Annotated in this window: 19 protein-coding genes; 8 read left to right on the top strand and 11 right to left on the bottom strand. The window is 42.8% G+C overall.

Features of this window, described 5'->3' with window-relative positions:
• Positions 1-11: 11 nt before the first annotated feature.
• Entirely contained in the window at positions 12-848 is an 837-nt protein-coding gene (locus FM019_RS04475) for a hypothetical protein (RefSeq protein ID WP_143834695.1), read from the bottom strand.
• A gap of 199 nt (positions 849-1,047) precedes the next feature.
• Between FM019_RS04475 and FM019_RS04470 the strand changes: the two genes are divergently transcribed.
• Positions 1,048-2,163 carry a sensor histidine kinase gene (locus FM019_RS04470; RefSeq protein ID WP_143834694.1) on the top strand — a complete coding sequence of 372 codons (1,116 nt, stop codon included), beginning with the start codon at positions 1,048-1,050 and terminating at the stop codon, positions 2,161-2,163.
• On the top strand, positions 2,153-2,899 hold the full coding sequence (locus FM019_RS04465) for a LytR/AlgR family response regulator transcription factor (RefSeq protein WP_185969184.1): 747 nt from the start codon (positions 2,153-2,155) through the stop codon (positions 2,897-2,899). The genes FM019_RS04470 and FM019_RS04465 overlap by 11 nt, the downstream gene beginning before the upstream one ends.
• 10 nt (positions 2,900-2,909) lie before the next feature.
• On the opposite strand, the gene FM019_RS04460 is transcribed toward FM019_RS04465, so the two are convergent.
• Positions 2,910-4,046: a methyl-accepting chemotaxis protein gene (locus tag FM019_RS04460; protein WP_143834692.1), complete on the bottom strand. Its 1,137-nt coding sequence runs from the start codon at positions 4,044-4,046 to the stop codon at positions 2,910-2,912.
• A gap of 372 nt (positions 4,047-4,418) precedes the next feature.
• Here FM019_RS04460 and FM019_RS04455 point away from each other — a divergent pair, with 372 nt between their 5' ends.
• Positions 4,419-4,628: a cold-shock protein gene (locus FM019_RS04455; RefSeq protein ID WP_008846166.1), complete on the top strand. Its 210-nt coding sequence runs from the start codon at positions 4,419-4,421 to the stop codon at positions 4,626-4,628.
• Between the two features lie 152 nt (positions 4,629-4,780).
• Here the strand turns inward: FM019_RS04455 and FM019_RS04450 are convergent, their stop codons facing one another.
• Together FM019_RS04450 and FM019_RS04445 are read right to left on the bottom strand one after the other, a co-directional pair.
• On the bottom strand, positions 4,781-6,823 hold the full coding sequence (locus tag FM019_RS04450; protein ID WP_143834691.1) for a M3 family metallopeptidase: 2,043 nt from the start codon (positions 6,821-6,823) through the stop codon (positions 4,781-4,783).
• A 145-nt stretch (positions 6,824-6,968) separates the two neighbouring features.
• Positions 6,969-7,877 carry a DUF6492 family protein gene (locus tag FM019_RS04445; protein WP_143834690.1) on the bottom strand — a complete coding sequence of 303 codons (909 nt, stop codon included), beginning with the start codon at positions 7,875-7,877 and terminating at the stop codon, positions 6,969-6,971.
• A 185-nt stretch (positions 7,878-8,062) separates the two neighbouring features.
• On the opposite strand from FM019_RS04445, the gene FM019_RS04440 reads away from it, so the two are divergent.
• Positions 8,063-9,598 (top strand): leucyl aminopeptidase family protein, encoded by a 1,536-nt coding sequence (locus FM019_RS04440; protein WP_143834689.1) that lies wholly within the window; start codon positions 8,063-8,065, stop codon positions 9,596-9,598.
• A gap of 546 nt (positions 9,599-10,144) precedes the next feature.
• On the opposite strand, the gene FM019_RS04435 is transcribed toward FM019_RS04440, so the two are convergent.
• The 3 genes from FM019_RS04435 to FM019_RS04425 all read right to left on the bottom strand — a co-directional run bounded on the left by FM019_RS04435 (position 10,145) and on the right by FM019_RS04425 (position 12,430).
• Positions 10,145-10,549: a GFA family protein gene (locus tag FM019_RS04435; RefSeq protein WP_143834688.1), complete on the bottom strand. Its 405-nt coding sequence runs from the start codon at positions 10,547-10,549 to the stop codon at positions 10,145-10,147.
• Between the two features lie 112 nt (positions 10,550-10,661).
• Entirely contained in the window at positions 10,662-11,312 is a 651-nt protein-coding gene (locus tag FM019_RS04430; RefSeq protein ID WP_143834687.1) for an OmpW/AlkL family protein, read from the bottom strand.
• Between the two features lie 290 nt (positions 11,313-11,602).
• Entirely contained in the window at positions 11,603-12,430 is an 828-nt protein-coding gene (locus tag FM019_RS04425) for a MipA/OmpV family protein (RefSeq protein WP_143834686.1), read from the bottom strand.
• A gap of 233 nt (positions 12,431-12,663) precedes the next feature.
• On the opposite strand from FM019_RS04425, the gene FM019_RS04420 reads away from it, so the two are divergent.
• Complete coding sequence (locus FM019_RS04420; protein WP_143834685.1) at positions 12,664-13,257, top strand: HD domain-containing protein; 594 nt, start codon at positions 12,664-12,666, stop codon at positions 13,255-13,257.
• Positions 13,258-13,280: 23 nt separating this feature from the next.
• On the opposite strand, the gene FM019_RS04415 is transcribed toward FM019_RS04420, so the two are convergent.
• The 4 genes from FM019_RS04415 to aroQ all read right to left on the bottom strand — a co-directional run bounded on the left by FM019_RS04415 (position 13,281) and on the right by aroQ (position 17,118).
• The gene (locus tag FM019_RS04415) at positions 13,281-14,723 is read right to left on the bottom strand and encodes a diguanylate cyclase (RefSeq protein WP_143834684.1); all 1,443 of its coding nucleotides are present in this window, start codon (positions 14,721-14,723) and stop codon (positions 13,281-13,283) included.
• A 119-nt stretch (positions 14,724-14,842) separates the two neighbouring features.
• Positions 14,843-16,186: an acetyl-CoA carboxylase biotin carboxylase subunit gene (gene accC, locus FM019_RS04410; RefSeq protein WP_143834683.1), complete on the bottom strand. Its 1,344-nt coding sequence runs from the start codon at positions 16,184-16,186 to the stop codon at positions 14,843-14,845.
• A 13-nt stretch (positions 16,187-16,199) separates the two neighbouring features.
• The gene (gene accB / locus FM019_RS04405) at positions 16,200-16,658 is read right to left on the bottom strand and encodes an acetyl-CoA carboxylase biotin carboxyl carrier protein (RefSeq protein ID WP_143834682.1); all 459 of its coding nucleotides are present in this window, start codon (positions 16,656-16,658) and stop codon (positions 16,200-16,202) included.
• A 25-nt stretch (positions 16,659-16,683) separates the two neighbouring features.
• Positions 16,684-17,118, bottom strand: a complete 435-nt coding sequence (gene aroQ / locus FM019_RS04400; protein WP_143834681.1) for a type II 3-dehydroquinate dehydratase — start codon at positions 17,116-17,118, stop codon at positions 16,684-16,686.
• Positions 17,119-17,471: 353 nt separating this feature from the next.
• On the opposite strand from aroQ, the gene FM019_RS04395 reads away from it, so the two are divergent.
• The 3 genes from FM019_RS04395 (at position 17,472) to FM019_RS04385 (ending at position 23,389) form a co-directional block, all read left to right on the top strand.
• Positions 17,472-17,999, top strand: coding sequence for an ACP phosphodiesterase (locus FM019_RS04395; protein ID WP_260681522.1), 528 nt, complete (start codon positions 17,472-17,474; stop codon positions 17,997-17,999).
• Between the two features lie 11 nt (positions 18,000-18,010).
• A complete protein-coding gene (upp, locus tag FM019_RS04390) occupies positions 18,011-18,640 on the top strand; it encodes a uracil phosphoribosyltransferase (RefSeq protein ID WP_143834679.1) in 630 nt (209 codons plus the stop codon).
• A gap of 237 nt (positions 18,641-18,877) precedes the next feature.
• The gene (locus tag FM019_RS04385) at positions 18,878-23,389 is read left to right on the top strand and encodes an EAL domain-containing protein (RefSeq protein WP_143834678.1); all 4,512 of its coding nucleotides are present in this window, start codon (positions 18,878-18,880) and stop codon (positions 23,387-23,389) included.
• Positions 23,390-23,439: the final 50 nt, after the last annotated feature.

The following is a 23,439-nucleotide window of genomic DNA, read 5'->3' as shown; positions in this document are numbered from 1 at the left end:
CCTTCTAATTTTTAGTTATGACGACTAGGCAATCTTATCCGTGTGAACGCAGATGCCGGTGCGAAGGTATTGATAAACAGCACTTCATTAGTAGAAGGATTGAACGTTATACCGTTGGGAAAATCACCCGGTGAAACAATATCTTTTTCGTTCACTCGGCCTTTTTTCCTGACAACATAAATTTTTTGGCTGGCTAAGCCAGTTGCATATAGTCGATTGTTAGCCCATTCAATGTGGCCCACGGCAAATCCAACATCAGATTCGATGGTAGCGATATGGCTTTGTTTGCCTTCCTGATCAATTTTGATAATTTTACCGTTGTTAAAATTGGCAGTGTAAATGTTGCCTTCATCATCCATTGTAATGCCAACGGGCGCTTCTAACAGTCCACCTTCAGAAAACGTCGACACCTCGCCAGTAGGAGATATTTTCAGAATGCTGTCACCATCGCCGTTTCCTGCGCCGAAATGTGATACAAACAAGTTATTGTTTGAATCTGAGACGATCCCGGCGGGCCCCACGTTAGTTTTAGCAAAATCTGTTACCACGCCGTTTGCGTCAATCTTGCTTACTTTGTTGCTATTTAAGTTAGTCACAAATAAATTGCCACTTGTGTCATCTGTAATATCAATCGGTCCGTCTAAGCCAAGACCAAAATCGTATGCGACGCCATCGGCGGTAATGTAATAAACCTTGGTACCATCAAAACCATCCGCGGCATAGATGACCCCCGAATCTGTTGCATGGATCCCGTCAACAGTTAAATATGCCAGCGCCAATTTGCGTTTTGCGTGGGCAAACGTTGTAGTCAGACTGAGTATAAGTAGAGTTAGAAACAGTTTTTTCATCATTATTCCTTTTCAAAATGACATATCGTCGAGATCAGGTTTAGTGTGATAGCACCCGTGGGACAACCGCCTGGGGGCGAGAAACTTTAGTTGTGTGATAAGACCACGGATTGGTGATGACAAAATTGTTCGCCAAATGTGTTATTTGCACAGACAATAACCTTTTAGTCATCGTCTTTTTTAGCATTGCAGCGCAAATATGAGGTTAGATAATCGCTTGCCAAATCTACTTAAACAATTTGTGGTATCGATGCTTGCGTGGCAAAGCATCGCTTATGTTCACTTAATTGCGGGATTTCTCGATACGCTAAAATATCGGCCAGATCATCAACTGACGGTTGATGAGTACCTTTATTATTTTCTGGCTTACACCTGCTGGGCATTGTTCAGTGTGGGGTTGCTCAATGTGCTATCGAGCATGCCTAAAAACAGGCGCAAAATAGCCTTTGTGGCGCTTTTTCTCACAGGTCTCATTGTTTGGTTACCCACTTATTTTTTGTTAGATTTTTCAATCAATGCATGGATACAAGGTAGTCCGATGCAAGGAGCAATTGACAAAGTATTAAATACACCTAATGGTTTGATTTTTCTTTACGCTATGCTCTACACCATGACCTTTGGTGTGTGTAATGCGGTAATACTTTACAGAGATGCTAAGACGTCCCAATTACATGCGTTACAACTGGCTGCGGATAAAAGCGAAGCGCAATTAATGTTGACTCAGCAGCATTTGCAGTTATTGCAATCGCAACTCAGCCCGCACTTCTTATTTAACTGTTTAGGCGCAATTAGCGCATTAGCCCGCACCGCAAGCAAAAACGAGCTTCTTAGCGCAGTCTCAAAAGTTGGCAATTTACTTCGTTTTACCGTTGAATCTGCTAAGTTCGACAAAATTTTATTACGTGAGGAGCTGGAATTCGTCGATGACTACATTAGTTTGCAAGCGCTGCGGTTTGGGGACCGATTCAATTTCCAATGTGAATTAAAAAACACCAGCACTGAGATATTAATCCCACCTTTTTTAATTCAGCCACTCATTGAAAACTGTTTTTCTCATGAAGTTGCTCACAATGAAACATGCACCGATATTTGTTTGAGTCTCTGTATCGAACAGGCGTTTTTGGTTATTAGGGTAACTAATACCACTGAGGCAGAAACACCTTTGTCCGTGGGTTTAAAAAGCTCATTAAGTAATTTAAGAGACAGATTGTCTGCGGCCTACTCAGGGCAATTCGTTTGTCAGCATGGATTCGAAAATGGACTTTTTGTTAATGTGTTGCAGATACCTTTGCAGGAGCCTGTGCGTGACTATTAACGCGGTAATCGTTGACGATGAAGCAATGGCCAGGTTTAACATTCGTGATGCCATCGCCGAACATGATAACTGGAAAGTGACAAACGAATACCCAACGGCTGATCGATTTATGGCGTTGTGCGACCTGAACCAAATCGATGTTGTGTTTCTTGATATTAGTATGCCGGGAACAAAAGGGACTGACGCAGCAAAATGGATCGTTAATCAACCTCAGGCACCATTGATTGTATTTGTTACCGCCTACGATGATTATGCCCTGCAAGCCTTTGAATTTTATGCCGTGGACTATTTGCTCAAACCTTTCGACAGTCAGCGTTTTGCTCGCTGTGTCGAGCGAATAGAGCACTTGCATGCGAACCTCTCAAACGCTAATCAACAAATTGATGCTTATTTAAATAATCGACCCATTGACATTATCACTATCAAATCTACCGCCTCGATTCGGGTGATAAAAGTTGAATCAATCTACTGGATATGTAGTAACGGAAATTACGTTGAGATCCATCACAAGCAAGGATGCCATTTGCATCGATGCAGCTTGTCTCAGTTAGAGGAGCATCTGGACCCCGCGCTTTTTTGTCGTGTACACCGCCAATCAATTGTTAAACTTGAACATGCGCTAGAGCTCAAATCCATTAACGAGAATAAGAACCTGTTGATTTTAAGCAACGGCGATCAGATCAACGTGAGTGAGCATTATAAACCTGATTTTATTCGCCGTTGGTCATCACGTTAGAGATTTTCATTCAGCTCTTAAGGATCCCCTCGCTAACCTGATGGCGTATTTTACCAACCAAATCCGATGCGCGAGATCCCAAATCAATATTGGTTGCCGAACCTTTAATTGCTTTACGTGTATCTTGGGCCAACTCGTCAATGTTAACGGCAATCCCTTCTAATCGTTGTTGTTCGTCCATAAGCTCGTGGCTAACCTGAGCTAAACTTCGTCTGATCACCATGCAGCTGTCTGATACATTGCTGGTAGTTAATTGCATCGAGCTTTCACCATCGCTCGTTGCAGATTGGGCTTTCTGCATTGAGTCAGTCAAGGAGTGTAACGCTTGTCCAAGACTCGCCTGGTGACTCTGCAGTGTCTTCAAGTGGGAATCGATTTGTTGTGCATTGTCCTTTGTCTGACCGGCAAGGTTTTTTACTTCGGTTGCGACCACGGCAAATCCGCGACCGGCTTCCCCAGCTCTGGCTGCTTCAATGGCAGCGTTTAGTGCCAATAGGTTGGTCTGATCCGAAATTGCGGTAATGCCACTTGCCAGCTTCGCGATACTTTCAAATTCGGTGAGAAAACGATGAATTTCAGTCGACAATCCTTGGGTTGCATCCATCGATGTAGAAATTTGTCCGCCTAATTGCTCAATATGATCACAGACTCTTTCAAATGCGGCAGTCATTTTGTCAACTTCGCCGTTAGTCTGTTCAGCGCGTTGCGCTAGACTAACACTGGTTTGTTGAGCGTGGCGGGCTGTCTGAGCAACGTCATCGACAAAGGCAACTCGTTGGGCAGAGGCTTTATTTACGTTACGTGCATTTTGCGTAATATTTGCGGTTAATTCTTCAAGTTCTAGCGCTACCTCTTGAACATGCTGATTAATGTACGGCCTTGGATCTTCAGATAGTTCTAATTGTTGTCTAGCGAAGTGGTTTGCAGATAGAGCCCCTGAAAAGGTCGAAACACAATAAGGCACTAAAAAAGTTAGAAGCAAACTGCTCAACACGATTTGTGCATCACCAAAAAGCGCGCTCCACTGGTTAATGACATTTAATATCAAACCTACAATCAAAGCCGTGGTTAACGACCGTTTTACTAACATCGGTGCAAAAATTAATTGTGTCCACGATGGGTGAGAATTGACGGTAGCCTGAATCATAAAATGTCCTAAAAGGGTTTAGCTGAGTGATTTGACCTGAAACCACGCGGTCATCTTTCAATAAGAGTTTAAAATTCAGTCTGTTTTTTAGCCAGAAGTAAATTGATAGGTCGCGTAATTATTGGGAAAATCCGGTACGTGGAGACAATGTTTTACACTTTAACTGTCAGATATTTCTAAATTATTTGTTCGAATTAGTTTGACACCCGGCCAAAGTGCGGTATTCTGCGCCCAGCTAAGAAAGCCTCGTTAAAGATCTACATTTCGTTGTTATATCGTTGTTCTTCGTCCTGTCGTTTTTAAGTTCGGTCTATTTTTATGCTAAACCCGCCAATTTTGGCACCCAATTTATTTAATACAGGAAGATATATAATGTCTGATAAAGTTGTAGGAACTGTTAAGTGGTTCAACGAAGATAAAGGTTTTGGTTTCATCGAGCAGCAAGGCGGCCCTGATGTATTCGCACATTTCCGTTCAATCGTTGGCGACGGCTTCAAAACGCTTAAAGAAGGTCAAAAAGTTGAGTTCACTATTGGCCAAGGCCAAAAAGGTCCTCAAGCTGAGAACATTCAAGTTATCTAATTGTAATGACTGGTGAAAACCAGTTCTTATAGATGACTAAAAAAGCAACCTTCGGGTTGCTTTTTTTATGCCTGTTAATCAATAAGGCTGCCTGCAAGTTATATAAAAAAGCCCCGTTCTAATTGTAGAGCGGGGCTAATTAACGGTGAGTGTTACAAAGACTTTAATTTGTCAATATAAGCATCTGGGCTAAAAGGCCTACCCAAGAAGTCTTCAACAAAGTCAGCAGCAGGTTTGCTGCCAGCGGCCCCTAGTACTTTATGGCGATATTCGTTGGCGACATCAAGGTTTCGCATGCCTTCCTGCTTGAAGCGAGAGAATAAGTCTGTAGCAATTGCGAGTGACCACTGATAGGTGTAGTAATTTGAAGAGTAGCCATTGAGATGTCCAAAGTTGGCATAAAAGTGTGTACCGTCCACGTAGGGGAACGGTGAGAAAGTTTCTGACAGTTCTAACATCAGAGGTGTTAATTCAAAGCTATCAGGTTCGCGATTGTAGTAGTTTAGAGACAGGTTCGCGTAATAGATCTGAGTGGCTGTGCCGGTTGCCTGGCCAAAATCTCTTGCTTTAACCATCTTATCAACTAACGCTTTAGGAATAGCTTCCCCTTCGCTATTGGTCGCAAAGGTTTTAATAGTGTCGTAATCCCAAATCCATTCTTCTAACATCTGAGATGGTGCTTCAACAAAGTCCCGCTCCATACTCATCCCAGTGATAGCGAACCATTCTTGATTGCCAGAAAAAATGTTATGGATCAAGTGGCCAAACTCGTGCAAAAAAGTTTCTACCTGACCATGTTCCATCAAGCCTTTTGGAAAGTTTTGAGCAAGTCCAGACAAGGCAATTTGTTTGTCTTTAATCCCAGAGCGCAGACCCCAATGTGCGGCGTGTTTATATTTGTTTTCACGGGGGTGATTGTCCATATAAAAACGCCCAATTATCTTGCCGTTATCGAGAATTTCATAGGTCTCGACGTCTTCATGCCATGTGGCGGTTTCCCATTCACGGATTTTGACGCCAAATAGATCTTCTGTTAGCTGCAAAATGCCGTCGCGAACCTTGTCATAGTGGAAATATTCACGAACTTCTTTGGAATCTAGGGCGTAATCTTCCTGACGAATGAGGTTCATTAAATAGCTTGATTGCCAGGCTTGAACCGCTGTTGCATCGGGATCAATTTCCTTTAAACGGGCTAACAAAATGGCTTTTTCTTTTTCCACAGGTTCCGCTAATGCCAAGCCAACTTTCGTCAAGAATTCGTCGGCATTTTCGGGTGTAGCGATCATCTTGTCGTCCATAGACAAGCCAGCGAAATTTTTGAAGCCCAGAATGTTAGCTAATTCGTGGCGCTTTTCGATGAGCGTTTTCAAAATCGCTTCATTTTGCGGGTAACCACGAGAGCGCGATGCAATACGCAGTTCTTTGCGAAGTGCATCGTTTTCAGCATAAGTCATCACTGGATACAAATCGGGATAGTCTGTAGAGATCTTAATTAGTCCGTTTTCGTCAGCGGGTCGCGCATCAATATAATCTTGTGGCAGTCCCGCTAACGCTCCCAAAGTGGTTGTAATATAACGTACATCTTCACGAATATTTTTATCAAATTGATTGCCTATTTCTGTGATCTCTTTGCGCAACGCTCGGATTTTGTCGCGGGTAGCCTCATCTTTATCTACACCTGCACGAGTGAATGCGGCCAAGCCTTGTTCGATCATGTATCTTTGGGTCGAACTTAGAGCACTAGTATCAATGGCAGCAAGACGCTCGTAATAGCCACGAGATAAACCTACCTGAGAAAGAAAGTCTGAATATTGTTGGCTGCAATCTGTCGCGGCATTTCGAACGGCTTCATCAGGATGCACCGAACGCATATACCAGCTATGACGAATCGGCTGCATGTCGTAAGTAATTTGATCAAATGCACCTACAACGCTGTTCAAAGTCGCTGGGCTTGTATCGGCTTCCAGCGTCGCGAAATCCGTCTTGGCTTGCTGTATTACTCTTGCACATAGCTGGGTAAATTGCTCGCCTGTTAGCGTAGGGTCAATGCCTTCAATCAACATTGTGTTGGTTGCGTCTGTGGCAGCGGCAACGGGTTCAGCAGTGTTATCCGTTGTTTCCTGCTTAGGTTGGCAAGCAGTTAATGCGACAACTGCCGTGCCCACTCCGATTATGGATAAAATAGTTGGTTTCACGAACCTTCTCCCTTTGTGTAATTATTGTTTTATTTTTGAACTATTCACTATGCCAAAAACCGCCTATATCTGTTGTAAAGCGCGGCCAATGGTCGATTTATTCCGATAGTTTGCGGCAACCTAGTATTATATGGACCAAGGTGCGCTAGTTGTTTTCATAACCCGGAACAAACTGTCGGATACGTTGCCACACTTCGTCCGGCTCGATGCGAGATTTGCTGCCGACTACGCAAAATAGTCCAGGACAATTTTGTGAAAAGCTGTGAGCTGTGTCCCAATTTTCATATGGATGAGAGTCGTGGATTAACATCAGTTGAGGGTGTTCTTCTGTCCCGGCGGTGACATGGAATTGGTCTAGATTGCCTTTTTTCATCGCACACAAATAGTACAGTGAGTATTCAGTCCACTTCAGTTGTAAAAAGCGGGAGATACGCCAGTTGTTGGGATGTTTTGGATTGTGTAATGAACAGATCGCATCAGCCCAATGCTTCTTCCAAAGCTGGCTGATTTCATCCGCCAGCTGTTTTGCCAGTGTGCAAGACAATATAGCCGGCGTGACATGCATGCCTTTTTCAGTATCGCCGATGTTTGCTGACATTTTTAACAATCGTGCTGAGGCTTTCCACCATTTGGGGTGAAACGAACGGGGCTCGTATTGCAACAGCGCTTTACCATTATCTATCAGTTTGTCCAGGGTCAGAGGCTTGAGGCAAATTACATCTGCATCGAAGGTCACATAAAATTCATCCTCGAACATTTGTGCCGCTGCGATTTTGACAATTTGTTGTTTTCGCCAGCCGCGCATTTGTGGATATTTTTTTAGTTGAGGTACCAGCTCTTCTTCTGATATCACCACTGGATTGAACTTTTGCCAACGTTTTACGCGTTCTGTGACAATCTCTACTTCATTTGGCGGGGTTACGATGAGAAATTTAGAAAATAAATTGTCTTCGCTAAAGGCGTCCAGTGTCTTAAACAAAATCTCGGTTCTGCCCAGGTCGTCGACGTCATAGCTTCCGCGGACACTCAATGGCAGCACAGCTCCAATTGTCATGTATTCTTTCCTTTGATGGGTGCCAAGGGCATGTTTATTGCGATTGGCTTTGATGATCTCTTTATAATAATACCTTACTCTGGAAATTAAAATGTGCGCTGTGAACAAAGTATCGACGTGAAGCGTTGAGCCAAAATAACAGTTTGCTCGTTATTACTTTAATTTTTTAAATATGGAAAATAAGTATGCGTAAATTAAGTATCATGATTTTTGCTCTGTGTACCCTGAGTTTTAGCGCCTTGGCACAGGTAACTGTTGAATTTTCAGGCAATGTGCAAGGTGACGTAAAACACGTCGTTGTTTTGGTTGATGACTTGGACACCCTAAATGGGGCGGCTGCAGTTTTAGATGCTGAGACCAACGGTCAGCTTTTTAAAGCCTTAAAAGCTCAATCATTCAAAACTGAGGTAGGTTCTGCAGCAATCCTTTTTGGTATTGGCAACTACGATAGAGTTGTTGTGCTTGGTAGCGCGGTTGAGTCACCTATGAATGCTGTCGATTTGCAAAACTTGGGCGGAAAAATCGCCAAGCAAATAGGCGTCGATTTGAAAGAGCAGAACATTGTTGTCCACGTTGATGGCCTCAATACCGAACATGCTGACGCAGCTGCTCATATAGCGTATGGATATGAGCTGCAAAACTACCGATTTGAAAAATACAAATCAGATAAAAAACAAAGTCCCGGTACCCTAACATTCATTTCCGCTGGAGTTAACGAAGCCGAATCAACGTATAACAATGACCTAAAATTCCTGGCTGAAGGTATTTACATGACCCGAGACCTAGCCAGCGAACCAGGTAAGACTATATACCCTCAAGCTTTTGTCGATGCAGTGAAAAAGAAATTTAAGGGCATTAAAAACATCGACATTGACGTGCTAACTTTGCGCGACATGAAAAAGAACAACATGGGTGCACTGATGGGGGTAGGCCAAGGCTCTATTCATGAGCCCAAGATGCTTGTCATTGAATACAAAGGTGCTGACAACGACGATGCACCTATTGCACTTGCGGGCAAAGGCATTACCTTTGATACCGGCGGTATCAGCCTAAAACGTAATTCAGGTATGTGGGCAATGAAATCGGATATGTCAGGTGCTGCTGCTGTGGCAGGCACGCTATACGCGGTGGCCAGTCGAAAAGAAAATGTCAATCTTGTGGGGCTTATGCCATTGGCAGAAAACATGCCTGCTGAAGATGCGATTAGACCAGGCGATGTGTTGCCAACGATGAAAGGCACAAGTATCGAAATCATCTCAACCGACGCCGAAGGTCGTTTAATTCTTGCTGACGCGGTTTATTATGCTCAGCAAGAATTCAAACCAAGAATGCTTGTCAATATTGCGACTTTGACAGGTTCAGCAGCTCGTGCATTAAGTGACGAATACGCAGTCGTCATAACCCGTGACTGGGATTTATCGGTTGACATGATGGGTGTTGGTGAGCGTAGTGGTGAAGCAGTATGGCCGTTGCCTTTGCATCCAAACCATTTCGAGCAAATTAAGTCGGACATTGCTGATATTAAAAACTCTGGCGCTGGCAACCCAGGTGCAAGTATTGGTGCGGCGGTTATTGGTACTTTTGTTGATGAAGATATGACATGGGTACATTTGGATATTGCGGGTGTTGACTGGATAACAGACGTTACTGACACGGTTCCTAAAGGTTCTTCTGGTTGGGGAGTTAGATTTATGGATCAGTTGGTCAGAGATAAGAAATAATTTTATTTCTATTAGATACAACGTCATTCCGCAAGATAATACAACGTCATTCCGCAAGCGCTTTTAATGCGGAATCTCCTGCCATCAGAAACGATTTAGTTGTCGTTTAAGAAATAAAGAGGTCCACGATAATAACTTCGGGGACCTCTTTTTCATTGTATTTTGGGGAAGACTCCAAGGTTAAAAACGTTCCGTCATACCCAAAAAGATCGTCATTCTAATCCTCTTTACAAATTAGCCAGCCACTGTCTCAGATCCCAATGTTCGAATAGGGTCCAAATATAGTTTTCGGTAGAAGATTCACGTAATGAATGCAAATCGTTGGCTTAGCGACGCTTTGTCCAAAAACCGCTGGACGCATTCTGACTGATCACTTCTTTATGTGGATTGGTATAAGCTTCGTATTGGGTGTGTACCTGAGCAAACCGGCTTGGCATCTAGTCCCTTTAATTGAGCCGTGGCCTTCAAAACATATTGTTGATAGATAGCTTCCTTACCCTCTTTAATATCGTAGAGATTGAGAGCATAAATCATTTTTGTCATTCCTTATTGATTGCCGCGGCTCGAAGCAAACTTAGGTAATCCATCTTCCAACGTTATCCATGAGACTTTACTACGGCAAAAAACATGTGCATCAGGAGATAGCGAGTGTTCACCATCTAGACTTGCAACTGAAATTTCCATAATGTCTCGATGATTCGCCGGCTGAAATGTTAGGCTGCTTCCGCAATGTGAGCAAAATTGCCGTGTACTGCCATTTGGTGCGATAAAGGTTTTTAATATGTCCTTGCCCGTCAACCATTCAAACTCGCTGCACTTGGCTTCACCAAAAGTCGAGAATGCCGCGCCATGAAACTTGCGACAATCTGTGCAATGACAATGTGCCATTAAAGGGCCAAAACGAACAACGGCGTAAGTAATTTTTCCACACAAACAGCTGCCACGATACATGATGCACTCCCTAATCTTTGAACGTTAAACTTGCACACTGTCATGGATTAAGTCAATGAAGCACTCAATAAAAAAAGGGCGCCGATGCGCCCTTAGATGCGGTTTCTTGGTTTTAAAATTTGTATCCGATAGTAAGTGAGTAGACATAGGGGTCGATATCGACATCAACTTTTCCAGGGGTCCCGTTATTGGTAAACGTGGCTTCCGTATCAATATCGATAAAACGTGCAGAGGCATTAATTAACCACTTGTCATTTAACATATAGTCGAAGCCTACCTGGTAAGATAATCCAAAAGAATCGTCTAATGATAGGTCGGCAAATCCAGCGGCTTCGTTGGCAGAAGTGAAGTCTTCATCGAAGAAGATAGTGTAGTTAACGCCCACGCCGATATAGGGTTGAAAGGCACTATTTGCGTCCATAAAGTGATAGTTAGCCGAAAGGGTAGGCGGAAGATGTTTTGTGCTACCCAAGGCACCGACAGTATTGAGACCAATATCGTGATCAAAAGGGGTGGCTGCTAACAATTCTATCGCCCAATTCGAATCAATAAAGTACGCAAAGTTCAATCCAAGTTGAGTATTGCTGTCGACATTCACGCCAACCCCTACGTCAGTAGCGCCTATGAATACATTTGAACTAGACTCGTCTGGGGCAACATTTGTTAAGCCTGCTCGAACCACCATGTCGCCTGGCTCATAAGCGAAAGCCGACGAGGTAGTCAAGGCGATTGCAGCCGCGGCGATAAGTGTGTTTATTTTCATGTGTGTCTCCAAAGTTTGTTTTGTTTTAAAGCTTTGGCGACATGATAAGAGTTTTGCACTTACGCATATTGATCCAGCGCAAATGGCACTGTGCTCATTATTGATTTAAATCAAGCTTTTGGTTGTGAGACGAGTTATTCCTTAATTGACAAGAGCATGTTTATTTTTGTTGCATGAAATTTGTTCAGCTCTATCACTCATTCATGTGGAGCAACTACACAACAATCGCGATACATTGCCCGAATATCACTGAACTCGCTGCAAAATCTTACAGCAAAGGTAAATACGCTCTAGTAGTTTGCTTTTTGTTGACTCTCGGTAAATCGCCATATTAGCCCCGCGGCAACAGACACGGTATCGAGATCAGTGAGCAATGGGCTGTCTTCGTTCACTGAACCTCGGTATAAATCAACTGCTGCGCCCATAAATACTCGAATCGCTGAGGTGGCATCAAACCCATAACCTACCGACAACTCAAAACCTAGGTATCCACTCCTGGCATCGAACGAAGCCCTCTGTTCAGTCACAAACGCTTGGTCGACTTGGTAAAAATAGTCATGCAGCTTTTCCGTTGCCCAAACCGGTGATAAGTTCAAAGTAAGCCTGTCTTCTTCTTGAAGCCAGCCACTTTGTTGATAAGTCAATTCAGGATGAAACACATACCCGCGGTGATCGATTGAACCAAAATCTGTAGAAAACGCTGCCCGGGTTTGAATTTTAAACGACAGGGCCTTTTTTGACGAATGGCTATTGTCCGACTCAAAAAGTTTGAGGCGTACTTGCGGACCAATCTCAAAGACATAGTCCAAATCAGGCATGCCCGCGCGCACCGAGTCTTCACTTGAATTGGCGTTAAAGCCTGCATCTAACGATAAATCAACTTCAATCCAGTCTTTCTCAACCGCGACTGCTCGCGCGGCTGAACCGTCGCCAACGCGAAAAATTTCACCTCGATAAACAAAGTAGGGTGCCACAATGGCATTGTTTTGATTCTGGCTGGCACCAGGGTATTCGGGAGTATTGAATGCGGCCCCGATTGCTCCTAGTTCCCAAAGGGGTTTGTTTTGCGTACCATTGTCATCAAATTCGGGTCCGACCTGGCTCCACGACTGTGGCATATAAGAAATGCACAAAAGAATAAATATAAGGTTACGCGAATGCATATTGGTGTTGATCCCAGATAATGAGGTTAACTATCTTTTCTAACTTTATCCCGAGTTGGGGTTAATTTACCAGACCGCAGAATTTTGAGATTCTTTCGTTTCTATGTTGAATTGGCACCCAGTTTTTCGCATGGTTAGGCCCAACACACTTTTTTATCAACCCTCGTAAATTACTAAATGGAGCTTTTTTGGAACATTTTACCCAGCAAGTAGACTTTATTCTTGAGTTGGACAGGCTCAAAGCGGTTTATCGTAAAACCACTGTAAGAGACGATAATAACCGTCATGAAAACAGCGCAGAGCACAGTTGGCATATCGCACTTTTAGCTCAGGTTTTAAGTGAATATGCCGAGCACGATATCGATCTAAATCGCGTAGTGACGATGCTGTTAATCCATGACATTGTTGAAATTGATGCAGGTGATATGTTTGCCTTTGCCCAACAACAAGATCATGAAATTCAAGAGCAAAAAGAATTGGCTGCAGCAGAACGCATTTTCGGTTTGTTACCCGAGACGCAAAAAGCGATTTATTTGTCATTGTGGTTGGAATTTGAGCAGGCTACAAGCCACGACGCACAATTCGCCAAGGCTATAGATCGAGTATTACCAGTATTTCAAAATATGAATAATCAGGGTGGTAGTTGGCTAAAGCATGGCGTAACAAAAACCCAGGTGATCAAACGCAATGAGTATATGAAAACTAGTGGGCCAAAATTGTGGCAGTACGTGTTGGAACAAATTGATATCGCGACACAAAAAGGTTGGCTGAAGGACGAGTAATTAACCCCAATCCTGGATTGGGATTAGCTAAAACGATCCCGCTGGGCGCACACTCTGTTGCGCCCTTCTTTCTTCGCTTTGTATAACAGTGAATCAGAGCGCTCGACGGCGCTTTCTATGTTGTCAAGTGCCTGCACCATCGCGACGCCAAAGCTGCTCGTGATACAAATTTTATTGCCTTGGTTGTCAATCGACCTGTTCTCAATTTCCGCCCGTAGCCGCTCAGTAACCTGAATAGCATCTTCTAAATCAGAGTGCGGTAATAAAAATATAAACTCCTCTCCGCCCCAACGACCAATAATATCTCTGGTGCGCAGCACTTCCACCATAACTTTTGCAGTTTCCTTTAGGACTTCATCACCCGTGTTATGCCCATATTGGTCATTGATATGCTTAAAATGATCGAGGTCCATCATGACCAATGCCATCATCACTTGATTGTCGTGAAGCAGATTAAATTGTTCAATGACGCTATCTCTGTTTGCCAGTTTTGTCAGTGAATCTGATTGTAAATGTCGTTTAAGGTTATTGCTGTATATTGAAAGGATTTTACTTAGCGCAAAATACACAAAAACACTTAGTAAAAGAAGGATGATAAGATTTTTAAGCGCTTCAATAAAAAGTGCTTTTTGCCTTTCTTGTATAGGGGATACTAACAGTAGTTTCCATTGTATTTCTTCGATGGGGAATGCCGAGATCATGCGATCCTGTTGATCCATGGAAATAACAGTGCCATCTATCGACTGGTTTTGTTCAAGGTCTTCATGTAACTTTGAGAATCCCACAAAATCACTCAACCTCTTTAACTCAGTGCCTCCCCAATGCATATCTGGAAACGAAGACAACATTATTTGATTGTCTTTATTGATCAAAATCATGTCGTATCCAAAGCGTTGCTTGTACGTATTAAATTTACTCACAAACGCAGATAACGATTGGCTGACTCCGACAAACCCTACAAATGAACCGGCTTCAATTATTCTAATGTTGTAAAAAATTTTAATGTCTTCCTTGTCACCGACATCAACTAAAACATTTTCTTCCAATTTTTTGTGTCTGAAATACCAGTCGACTTCCCCTTCTACTAAGGCTTGCTGTCGGCCAGATGGGAAGTATTGCGTACGCGTGCGCTCGCTGGCGACAAAAAACTCGAGATCAAAATATTTATTCAGGCCATGGAGTTTCTTTTTGACAACTTGAGTGCTGACTATTTCGCCAGTCAGAAATTGACGAATTTGATCATCGCCAGCCAATGCTTCTGATAAATGCAATGGCCTGATTATTTCGTTGATGATTAATGCAGTAATGGGGGTGGTGGATTGTTGATGATAAGTCTTCTCATCAAATACAAACCGAGCGACACTAAGATAAATAGTGGCGGCAACTACCGCCACTAATAAGAAGGCAATAAACGCAATTCTGCGCCTACTCAAACTCTTTTTTACCGTCGTGATGTCGATAGTCAAATTCGCTCTATGCAAAATCCATTTATCAGTAAATAATTAGATTTAGCTTGGCTCATAACGACGCATTTGTCGAATTATCTAATCACTTTATTGTGAAAATTGACTGTGTAATGAGTCACTTACTGTAAGTTTAGCTTCTTCTCAAGATAGTGGATATTGGTTCCACCATTAAAGAAGTTTTCATCCGCCATGATTTTTTGTTGAAGCGGCACGTTGGTTTTAATGCCATCAACCACTAACTCGTCCAGTGCGTGACGCATGCGTGCTATTGCCACATCTCGATTTTCGCCATAGGCAATAAGCTTACCTATCATTGAATCGTAATGTGGCGGAACGCTGTATCCTGCATAAATGTGAGACTCCCAACGAATGCCTAACCCGCCAGGGGAGTGGAACATATTGATTTTTCCAGGACTTGGCATAAAGGTTTCTGGATCTTCAGCATTAATACGACACTCGATGGCATGGCCACGAATTTGAATATCTTTTTGCTCAATCGAAAGAGGTTGTCCTGCGGCGATACGCAACTGCTCCTTGATCAAATCCACACCTGTGATCATTTCTGACACGGGGTGTTCTACCTGAATACGGGTGTTCATTTCGATGAAATAAAAATCACCATTTTCGTATAAGAACTCAAAGGTTCCCGCACCTCGATAACCAATTTCGATACAAGCTTTACGACAGCGATCACCGATGCGTTCACGGGTCTCAGAATTAATCCCAGGAGCCGGCGCCTCTTCAACCACTTTTTGGTGGCGTCGTTGCATCGAGCAATCACGTTCACCCAGGTGAATCGCATTGCCTTGACCATCTGAAAGCACCTGGATTTCAATGTGCCTTGGATTTTCCAAAAACTTTTCCATGTATACAACATCGTTGCCAAACGCCGCACCGGCTTCCGCTTTTGTCATGGCGATCGCATTGATAAGTTCTTCTTCGGAACGCACGACACGCATTCCTCGACCACCACCACCACCAGCGGCCTTAACAATAATTGGATAGCCTATGCGCTTAGCAATACTTTTGTTGCGCTCTGGGTCTTCGCCCAATGGGCCGTCTGATCCAGGTACACAGGGTACACCTGCTTTTTTCATAGAGTTGATTGCTGAAACCTTGTCACCCATCAAGGTGATGGTTTCGGCTTTTGGCCCGATAAAAATAAAGCCGCTCTTCTCTACCGCTTCAGCAAATTCAGCATTTTCAGCGAGGAATCCATACCCTGGGTGAATTGCAACGGAATTAGAGACTTCCGCCGCAGCGATGATCCTTGGAATATTTAAATAACTTTCCGTAGCAGAGGCACGACCAATACAGATTGACTCATCTGCCAGTAGAACATGTTTAAGATCTCTATCTGCTGTGGAGTGGACAGCAACCGTTTTGATACCCAGCTCTTTGCAGGCTCTGAGTATACGGAGCGCTATTTCGCCCCGGTTCGCGATGAGTACTTTATCAAGCATGATGATTGCTCACTTATTCAATCACGAACATGGGTTGATCAAACTCAACAGGCTCTTGGTTTTCAATCAATATTTGCTTAATCACGCCTGCTTTATCTGCTTCAATTTGGTTCATCATTTTCATTGCCTCAACAATGCATAATGTATCACCGACGTTGACCTTTTGACCCACTTCAACAAAAGCTTTTGAGCCTGGTGAAGAAGATCGATAAAACGTGCCAACCATAGGAGATTTAACCACATGTCCGGAAACCTCCTCCGTTGCAGCTGGTGCACTTGCTGCTTCAGCAACGGGAGCCGCTGCAACCGGCGCAGGTGCAGGAGCCGCTACCGCAGCATATTGCAGGGGCGCAGCACTGGCTGAACTGCCTCGATGAATCCTAACTGATTCTTCACCCTCAGTGATTTCCAACTCAGATATGCCTGATTCTTCAACCAACTCGATCAGTTTTTTAATTTTGCGAATGTCCATTAATCTTCTCTTTAGTGTTTAATGTTTATGATTCAAATTCGATTTTTGCCGCATTCAAAGCAGCTTGGTAGCCATAGGCTCCTAATCCGCAGATCACGCCCACAGCAACATCACTCAGAAAAGATTGATGTCTAAATGATTCCCGGGCATGAACGTTGGAAAGGTGAACTTCAATAAAAGGGATATTGACGCTTAATAAGGCGTCTCTAATAGCAATACTGGTGTGCGTAAATGCACCAGGGTTAATGATAATAAAATCAATCCTACCCATTGCCTCTTGAATGCTCGTGACAATCTCGTGTTCTGCATTTGATTGCATATGGGAAAGCGTTATGCCTTGTTCTGATGCATAATTAGACAATTCATTGACAATCTCATCCAGGGACTTGGAACCATAAATTTCAGGTTCACGTTTACCTAGCATGTTCAGGTTTGGGCCATTTATTAGTAAAATTTTCACGAAAATGTCGCTATCTGCTGTAAAAAATTGATTAGCAATACTCTTTACTGTTAAAACCTCAATGTCAACAACGAGGTTGTGTAAAATGTAATCAATTAGTCAATATTGAGAGTAATTATAGAGGTTGTGCAGGAAATGGCAGCAAAATACTGGTCTTATCAGCGATGTTTGCCGATTTTTCTCAACATGTTTACCAATTAATTTGGATAGTTACCACGCAACTTTTGCTTATCCGAATATCAGGTTGCCTTAACAGTAGGGTGATTTTTTTAAAACTGCGGAATCGAAAATTGAATTATGTCGCGCACATTCATTTAGCCCATGTAAGCAAGACAAGTTTGCTCGGCAACTTCATGGGGGACTTTGTAAAAGGGCAAGCCTATAGATCCCTACCTGATGAACTTAGTCGTGGGGTGCAATTGCATCGCAAGATTGACACCTTCACCGATCAACATTCATCGGTTTTGCGGCTAAAAAGAAACTTTCCCGATAACATTCGCAGGATGTCTGGTGTGGTGCTCGATATCTACTTTGATCACCTTCTATGCAGATATTGGGAAAAATATAGTGAAAACAGCTTAGAGCAAGTGTTAGATCGTTTCTATCAAGAGCTTGAGCATTCGACTACTCAATTGTCTGGTCGATATTCTCAAGTCAAACAAGGTTTACTCGAACACAGGTGGTTAGTGACCTATCAAAATCTTGAAAATTGTCTGGAGATTTTTTTCAATATTGAAAAACGTTTGTCACGACAGGTAAGTTTTGCTGAGCAGTCTTATCAGTATTTACTGGCAAACCAAGCTGACATTGAAGAACACTTCTTATCGTTTTATCCTGAGTTAGTGGGTTATACCCATTCCATAACACATTCAAACGTTTGAAAGAGGTCGGTATGTCAGTATTCGAGATTCAGCACCCACTACTTAAACACAAGGTCGGTTTAATGCGTGCCGACGGCGTGAGCAGTAAAGATTTCAGAGAATTAGCTAGTGAGGTAGGAAATTTATTAACCTATGAGGCCACACGCGATATCCCTATTGAGAAGGTATCTATCAAAGGATGGACGGGTGAAGATATCGAAGTTGAAAAAATAAAAGGTAAAAAAATTACCGTGGTGCCAATTCTTAGAGCCGGATTGGGTATGTTAGACGGAGTGCTTCGTTTGGTCCCTAACGCAAAAATAAGCGTTGTCGGTTTATATCGAGATGAAGAGACACTTCAACCCGTTGCGTATTTTGATAAAGTTGTTAAAGATGTAGAAAACCGAACTGCTCTCATTGTCGATCCTATGTTGGCTACTGGCGGGACGTTAATCGCAACAATAGATTTACTTAAACGAAAAGGGTGTAAACGTATATTAGGGTTATTCTTGGTTGCTGCGCCTGAGGGGATTGAAGCTGTGCAAGATGTCCATCCAGATGTTGATATTTACGTTGCGGCTATTGATAAACAACTTAATGAAAAGGGATATATTTTACCCGGTTTAGGTGATGCAGGAGATAAAATCTTTGGTACTCGTTAAATCAAATATTTAAACTAAAGGCTAATTGTTGATTTATTTAAAGAAATTACACTAGGTAATCACTCGAACAGCACACTTACCACTTTGGATTTGATTGAAAAACGTGTAAGCTGAATCAATTAAGAATCGTTCGATACAAGCTGTCGTAAAAATTTTTATTATGTCAGTTCAATAAGAAAAAAGGTGAGCCTGTTAACCTTGTTTAGGAAGCGCCGAAACACACAATCGAAACTCAAAATGGCCCGTCCAACAAGCGTGCTAATAGCGTCGTTTTTTCTGCTTTTTATCCACACTATTGTTCATAGTGCGCCACTGATTAACGAACCGAAATTTATTCAGCTCTCGACAGCCCAAGGTTTATCCCAAGACACTATCAACGATCTATTGCTCGATTCCAGTGGTTTTTTATGGATAGCGACAGCGAGTGGTCTCAACCGGTTTGATGGCTACCGTGTTATTCAATTTGATGGTGATCAGAGACTTCTTTCGGATATGGCTGTCGAAACCTTGTTCGAAGATGTAGACGGTAATATATGGGTGGGATCATCACGCTCCGGCTTGTTTAAAATTGACATTACAACAGGCAACACCATTCTAGTTGAATCCTTTAAGGACGATGGGGATTTATTCTCTGATCGCGTGACTAGCATTCAGCAATTGCCCAATAACCAACTGATCGTATCTACGGTTAAATCTGTGGCGATTGTGAGTGCTGAGCTTGGTACCGCATCAAAGTTGTATGAATTGCCTGAAGATCAACAAAGTTCAGAATTCAGTATTAACACGGCAGCCTTTGTTAACAACCTTCTGCTTATTGGCAGAGCGAATGGATTATTTTGGATCGACTTTGAATCGCAAGAGCAAAAAGAGGTCAATGTCATTGAATCGAGTAGCCAATTTGCCATTAACGCATTGCATGTCGATAGCAATCAAAGGATTTGGATCGGGTCTCGCTTTGGCTTGCATAGTAGTGACATCCAAGGGATTTTGGAAGGCAATCTCGAAGAGCATCCATTAAAACGAGCTATTTCGCACATCTTTGAATATAAAGAAGGTCTTTTCTATTTAGGCACAGAAGACGGCTTGTTTAGTTATGACGCGAGATCCAGTCAACTTCAACATTTTTTCCAACCCACAGATAGTCGATATTATCTTTCCTCAAACCAGGTCACGTCGATTGTAATGGATGAAAGAGGCAACCTTTGGTTGGGCTCACCTTTTGACGGCGCTTTATACTGGTCCACGCAGAGCGTTAAATTTGAAAACGTTCGACAAAATAGAGACGAAGAATTGCAGCTTAGCAGCAATAGTGTTTCTAGCTTTGCACAAATTGACGATAAGGGGCTGTGGGTAGGAACTCGTAATGGATTGAATTATTACGACTTTGAAGAGCATCAGATTTCGGGCAATTGGTTAACAAAAGCAGACGTTGGAGAAAAGCTAAGTGTCATTAGACATTTGGAAAAATATTCTGATCACGAGTTGATAGTCAACACAGATAGTTATGCAGTGATCTTTGACACAACAACAAAAGAAGTTCGCAAAGTAACCACTATTGATGAAGCGTCAGCCACATTAATGGCACATCGCAACAACAGTTTTACTATAGGCCCATTAAACAGTTACTGGTTTACGACAAGAGAAGGCTTTTTTCGCTATGACATTGAAACGGGTAAAGTTTCCAAGCTGGAACAACTCTCGAAGGAGGTCAATACATTAGAGTCTTACGGTTTTCTTGGTACCAGCCAAATACACCAAAACGTTCTGTGGATAAGTGGACGTGAGCAATTATGGGCCTACAACGCGCAAACAGGAAGTATACAAAATGTGCATCGCCTAGAGCGCTCTTCAATGGGACAACCCGTGTATGCGGAAAGTGTATTGCAAGATAAAAATGGCACTCTGTGGATTGCCTATCCTGGAGCCGGTTTAGTTGGATTGGATGCCACAATCTACACGCCGAAATATGGTTATGATAAGCAGAATTTATTGCCTAGCAACGTGATCTACGGTTTGCGTCAAGACAATAGCAACGCCATTTGGATGAGTTCTCATGCGGGGCTGTTGAAATTTGATCCGAACGGGCCCTACATTCAACAGTACGGGATCGCTCAAGGATTAGACGGAAAAGAGTTCAATGCATTGGCACATTTAACATTGTTGGATAAAACTCTGGTTTATGGGTCACAAAAAGGCTTCACCATCTTTGATCCTCTGGCGTTCGAGTTGCATGACGGTGAACCGCCAACCGTTGCCATTACTTCAATCCGGCTTACTTCCAATACGTTGAATATGCCACTAAATGACCTACACAATAGTGCGATAGGTCTTCGATATAATGACACGGGTTTAACCATTGAATTTTCCACACTGGCGTTTGAACACCAGGCGTCAACACAGTATCAATATAGACTGGAAGGAGGAGACAGTTATTTGTCTCCAGCCACGACCGATTCACAAGTCACCTTTCCTAAGTTGGAACCTGGCAATTATAAATTTTCAGCTATTGCGTTTGACCCAATAACGGGCACTGAGAGTGCACCGGCAGTTGTATTTATTAACGTTAAATATGCGCCCTGGGCTTCTCCACTTGCCTATGCTATCTATATTTTCTTCTTTGTTTCGCTGGTGTTGTTTTGGTGGTACCGACGGGATCTTCAGAATAAACAAGTTTTGGCAGCCCACGAGCAAGCACTTGAATCTAAAAATAGATTGTCTCTGGCACTTAGTGCGAGCAACAGCAATGTGTGGGAGTGGCACGAAGACACCAATCAGTTTTACGCACCGCGTTTAAGTGAGGAACTTGGCTATGAGAATGGTGACGACCTAATAGGATTTGACCAACATGTACAAATGATCCACGAAGAGGATCTAAATTTGTTCCAGTCTCGGTGGAAAGACTTTGTAGAAGATGCCAGTGATGGTTTAGATGTTACCTACCGCCTGAAGTCCAAATTGGGAGAGTGGTTCTGGTATAGAGATGTTGGTAATGAGGTCATAGACAAAAGCTCTGGTTCTCAACGAGTCGTTGCAGGCACTTATAGCAATGTGACGGAAACCATTGCAGATCGAGAAAAAGTGAGACTCTTTGGTGAGGCTTTCAAACATACTCGTGATTGGGTAGTCATTTTCAACACCAAAATGGTTCCCGTGGCGGTTAATGCAGCATTTTGTGAAGCCTTTGGCATCAATGAGCATGGCGATTTACAAATTCAATTAACACGACTGTTTAAACTCGATGCGGAATACCCTCCTAGATTCTGGAAAAAACTGTCTGAATTGCATGCTACAGGTCACTGGAAAGGTGAAGAACAGCTAGTGATCGATCAGGGCAAGGTGTCTAATGTTCTGATTAATATGACATCAGTTGCGAGTATGCGTGCACAAGGCGAGATAGATTATTTCCTCATGATCATGTCAGACATCAGCGAGCAAAAAGAAGCAGAAAACGAATTGCGGCGTTTGGCTAACTTTGATGGTCTCACTGATTTACCTAATCGAACCCTATTACTCGACAGAATTAAGCACGGTATCGACCATGCTGCGAGACACCGCTCGAAAATGGGGGTGTTCTTTATCGACTTGGATCGCTTTAAACAAGTTAACGATAGCTTAGGGCATAAGGCAGGTGATGAGCTGTTAAAAGTTGTTGCTCAGCGTCTAACTAATTTGTTACGTCAGGATGATACGGTTGCAAGGCTTGGTGGTGACGAATTTGTAGTGATGGTCGAAGAAGTCAAACATCCAGATAGGCTAAGTATCTTGGCACAACAACTGATTGATGTTTTGGAGGCGCCAATTCAATTGGGCAATCAAACAGTTAGTGTGTCTTCCAGTGTTGGAATTGCGATTTATCCTGGTGACGCGTTAACACCCGAAGAGTTACTGCGAAATGCAGATTTGGCGATGTATCATGCCAAAGAGCAAGGGCGCAGCAACTTTCAGTATTTTACTGAACATATGAACGAAAAAGCTCAGCAAAGACTATTGATGGAAAACCGTCTGAAAAAGGCCCATCAAAGCAAGGTCTTTGTGAATTATTACCAGCCTATCGTAAATATTACTTCTGGATTAGTTGAAGGTTTCGAATTGCTGATGCGCTGGCCTGATCCTACTGGCATGGTGCCTCCGGACCAGTTTATTCCAGTGGCCGAGGAACTCGGTTTAATTGAAAACATGACTTGGGATGCGTTAGAACGCGCAATGCCTGTACTAAGTGAATGGCAGACTAAAGAAAGGCAGGTGTATTTGTCAGTTAACCTTTCAGCTCGACATTTTGAAAGACAAATTTCCATTGATCACATTGTCTTACTGCTTGAGCAATATGGTTTGCCAGTTTCATCTTTACGTTTCGAAATAACCGAAAGTGCACTGATGAGAGATTATGAAAGAGCATTGGAATACATGGATTCCATGCGCCAACACGGTTTTGTCATTGCGTTAGATGACTTTGGTACAGGCTATTCATCACTCAAATATCTTAAAGAATTCCCTATTCAAGTGCTCAAAGTAGACAAGAGCTTTGTGGATGATATTGGCACAAATAAGAGTAATGAAGCGCTTGTATTGACCACCTTAAGAATGGCCGAAAGTATGGATATGTACTGTGTAGCAGAAGGAATTGAGCACGCCGAACAAATTGAATTCTTTAAACAACATGGATGTCACCATTTACAAGGCTATTTTTACTCAAAACCTGTACCAGGGGAAGATACAGCTGATCTTATCGCAAAAAGTTGGCTAGTCTAGGGCACTTAGCTATCAGAAAATAAAAATTTATCTTCAATTCGATGGCAGGT

The organism is Aliiglaciecola sp. M165, from assembly GCF_007197995.1.
Taxonomy (GTDB): Bacteria; Pseudomonadota; Gammaproteobacteria; order Enterobacterales; family Alteromonadaceae; genus Aliiglaciecola.
This window is presented reverse-complemented; position numbering and strand designations above follow the sequence as displayed.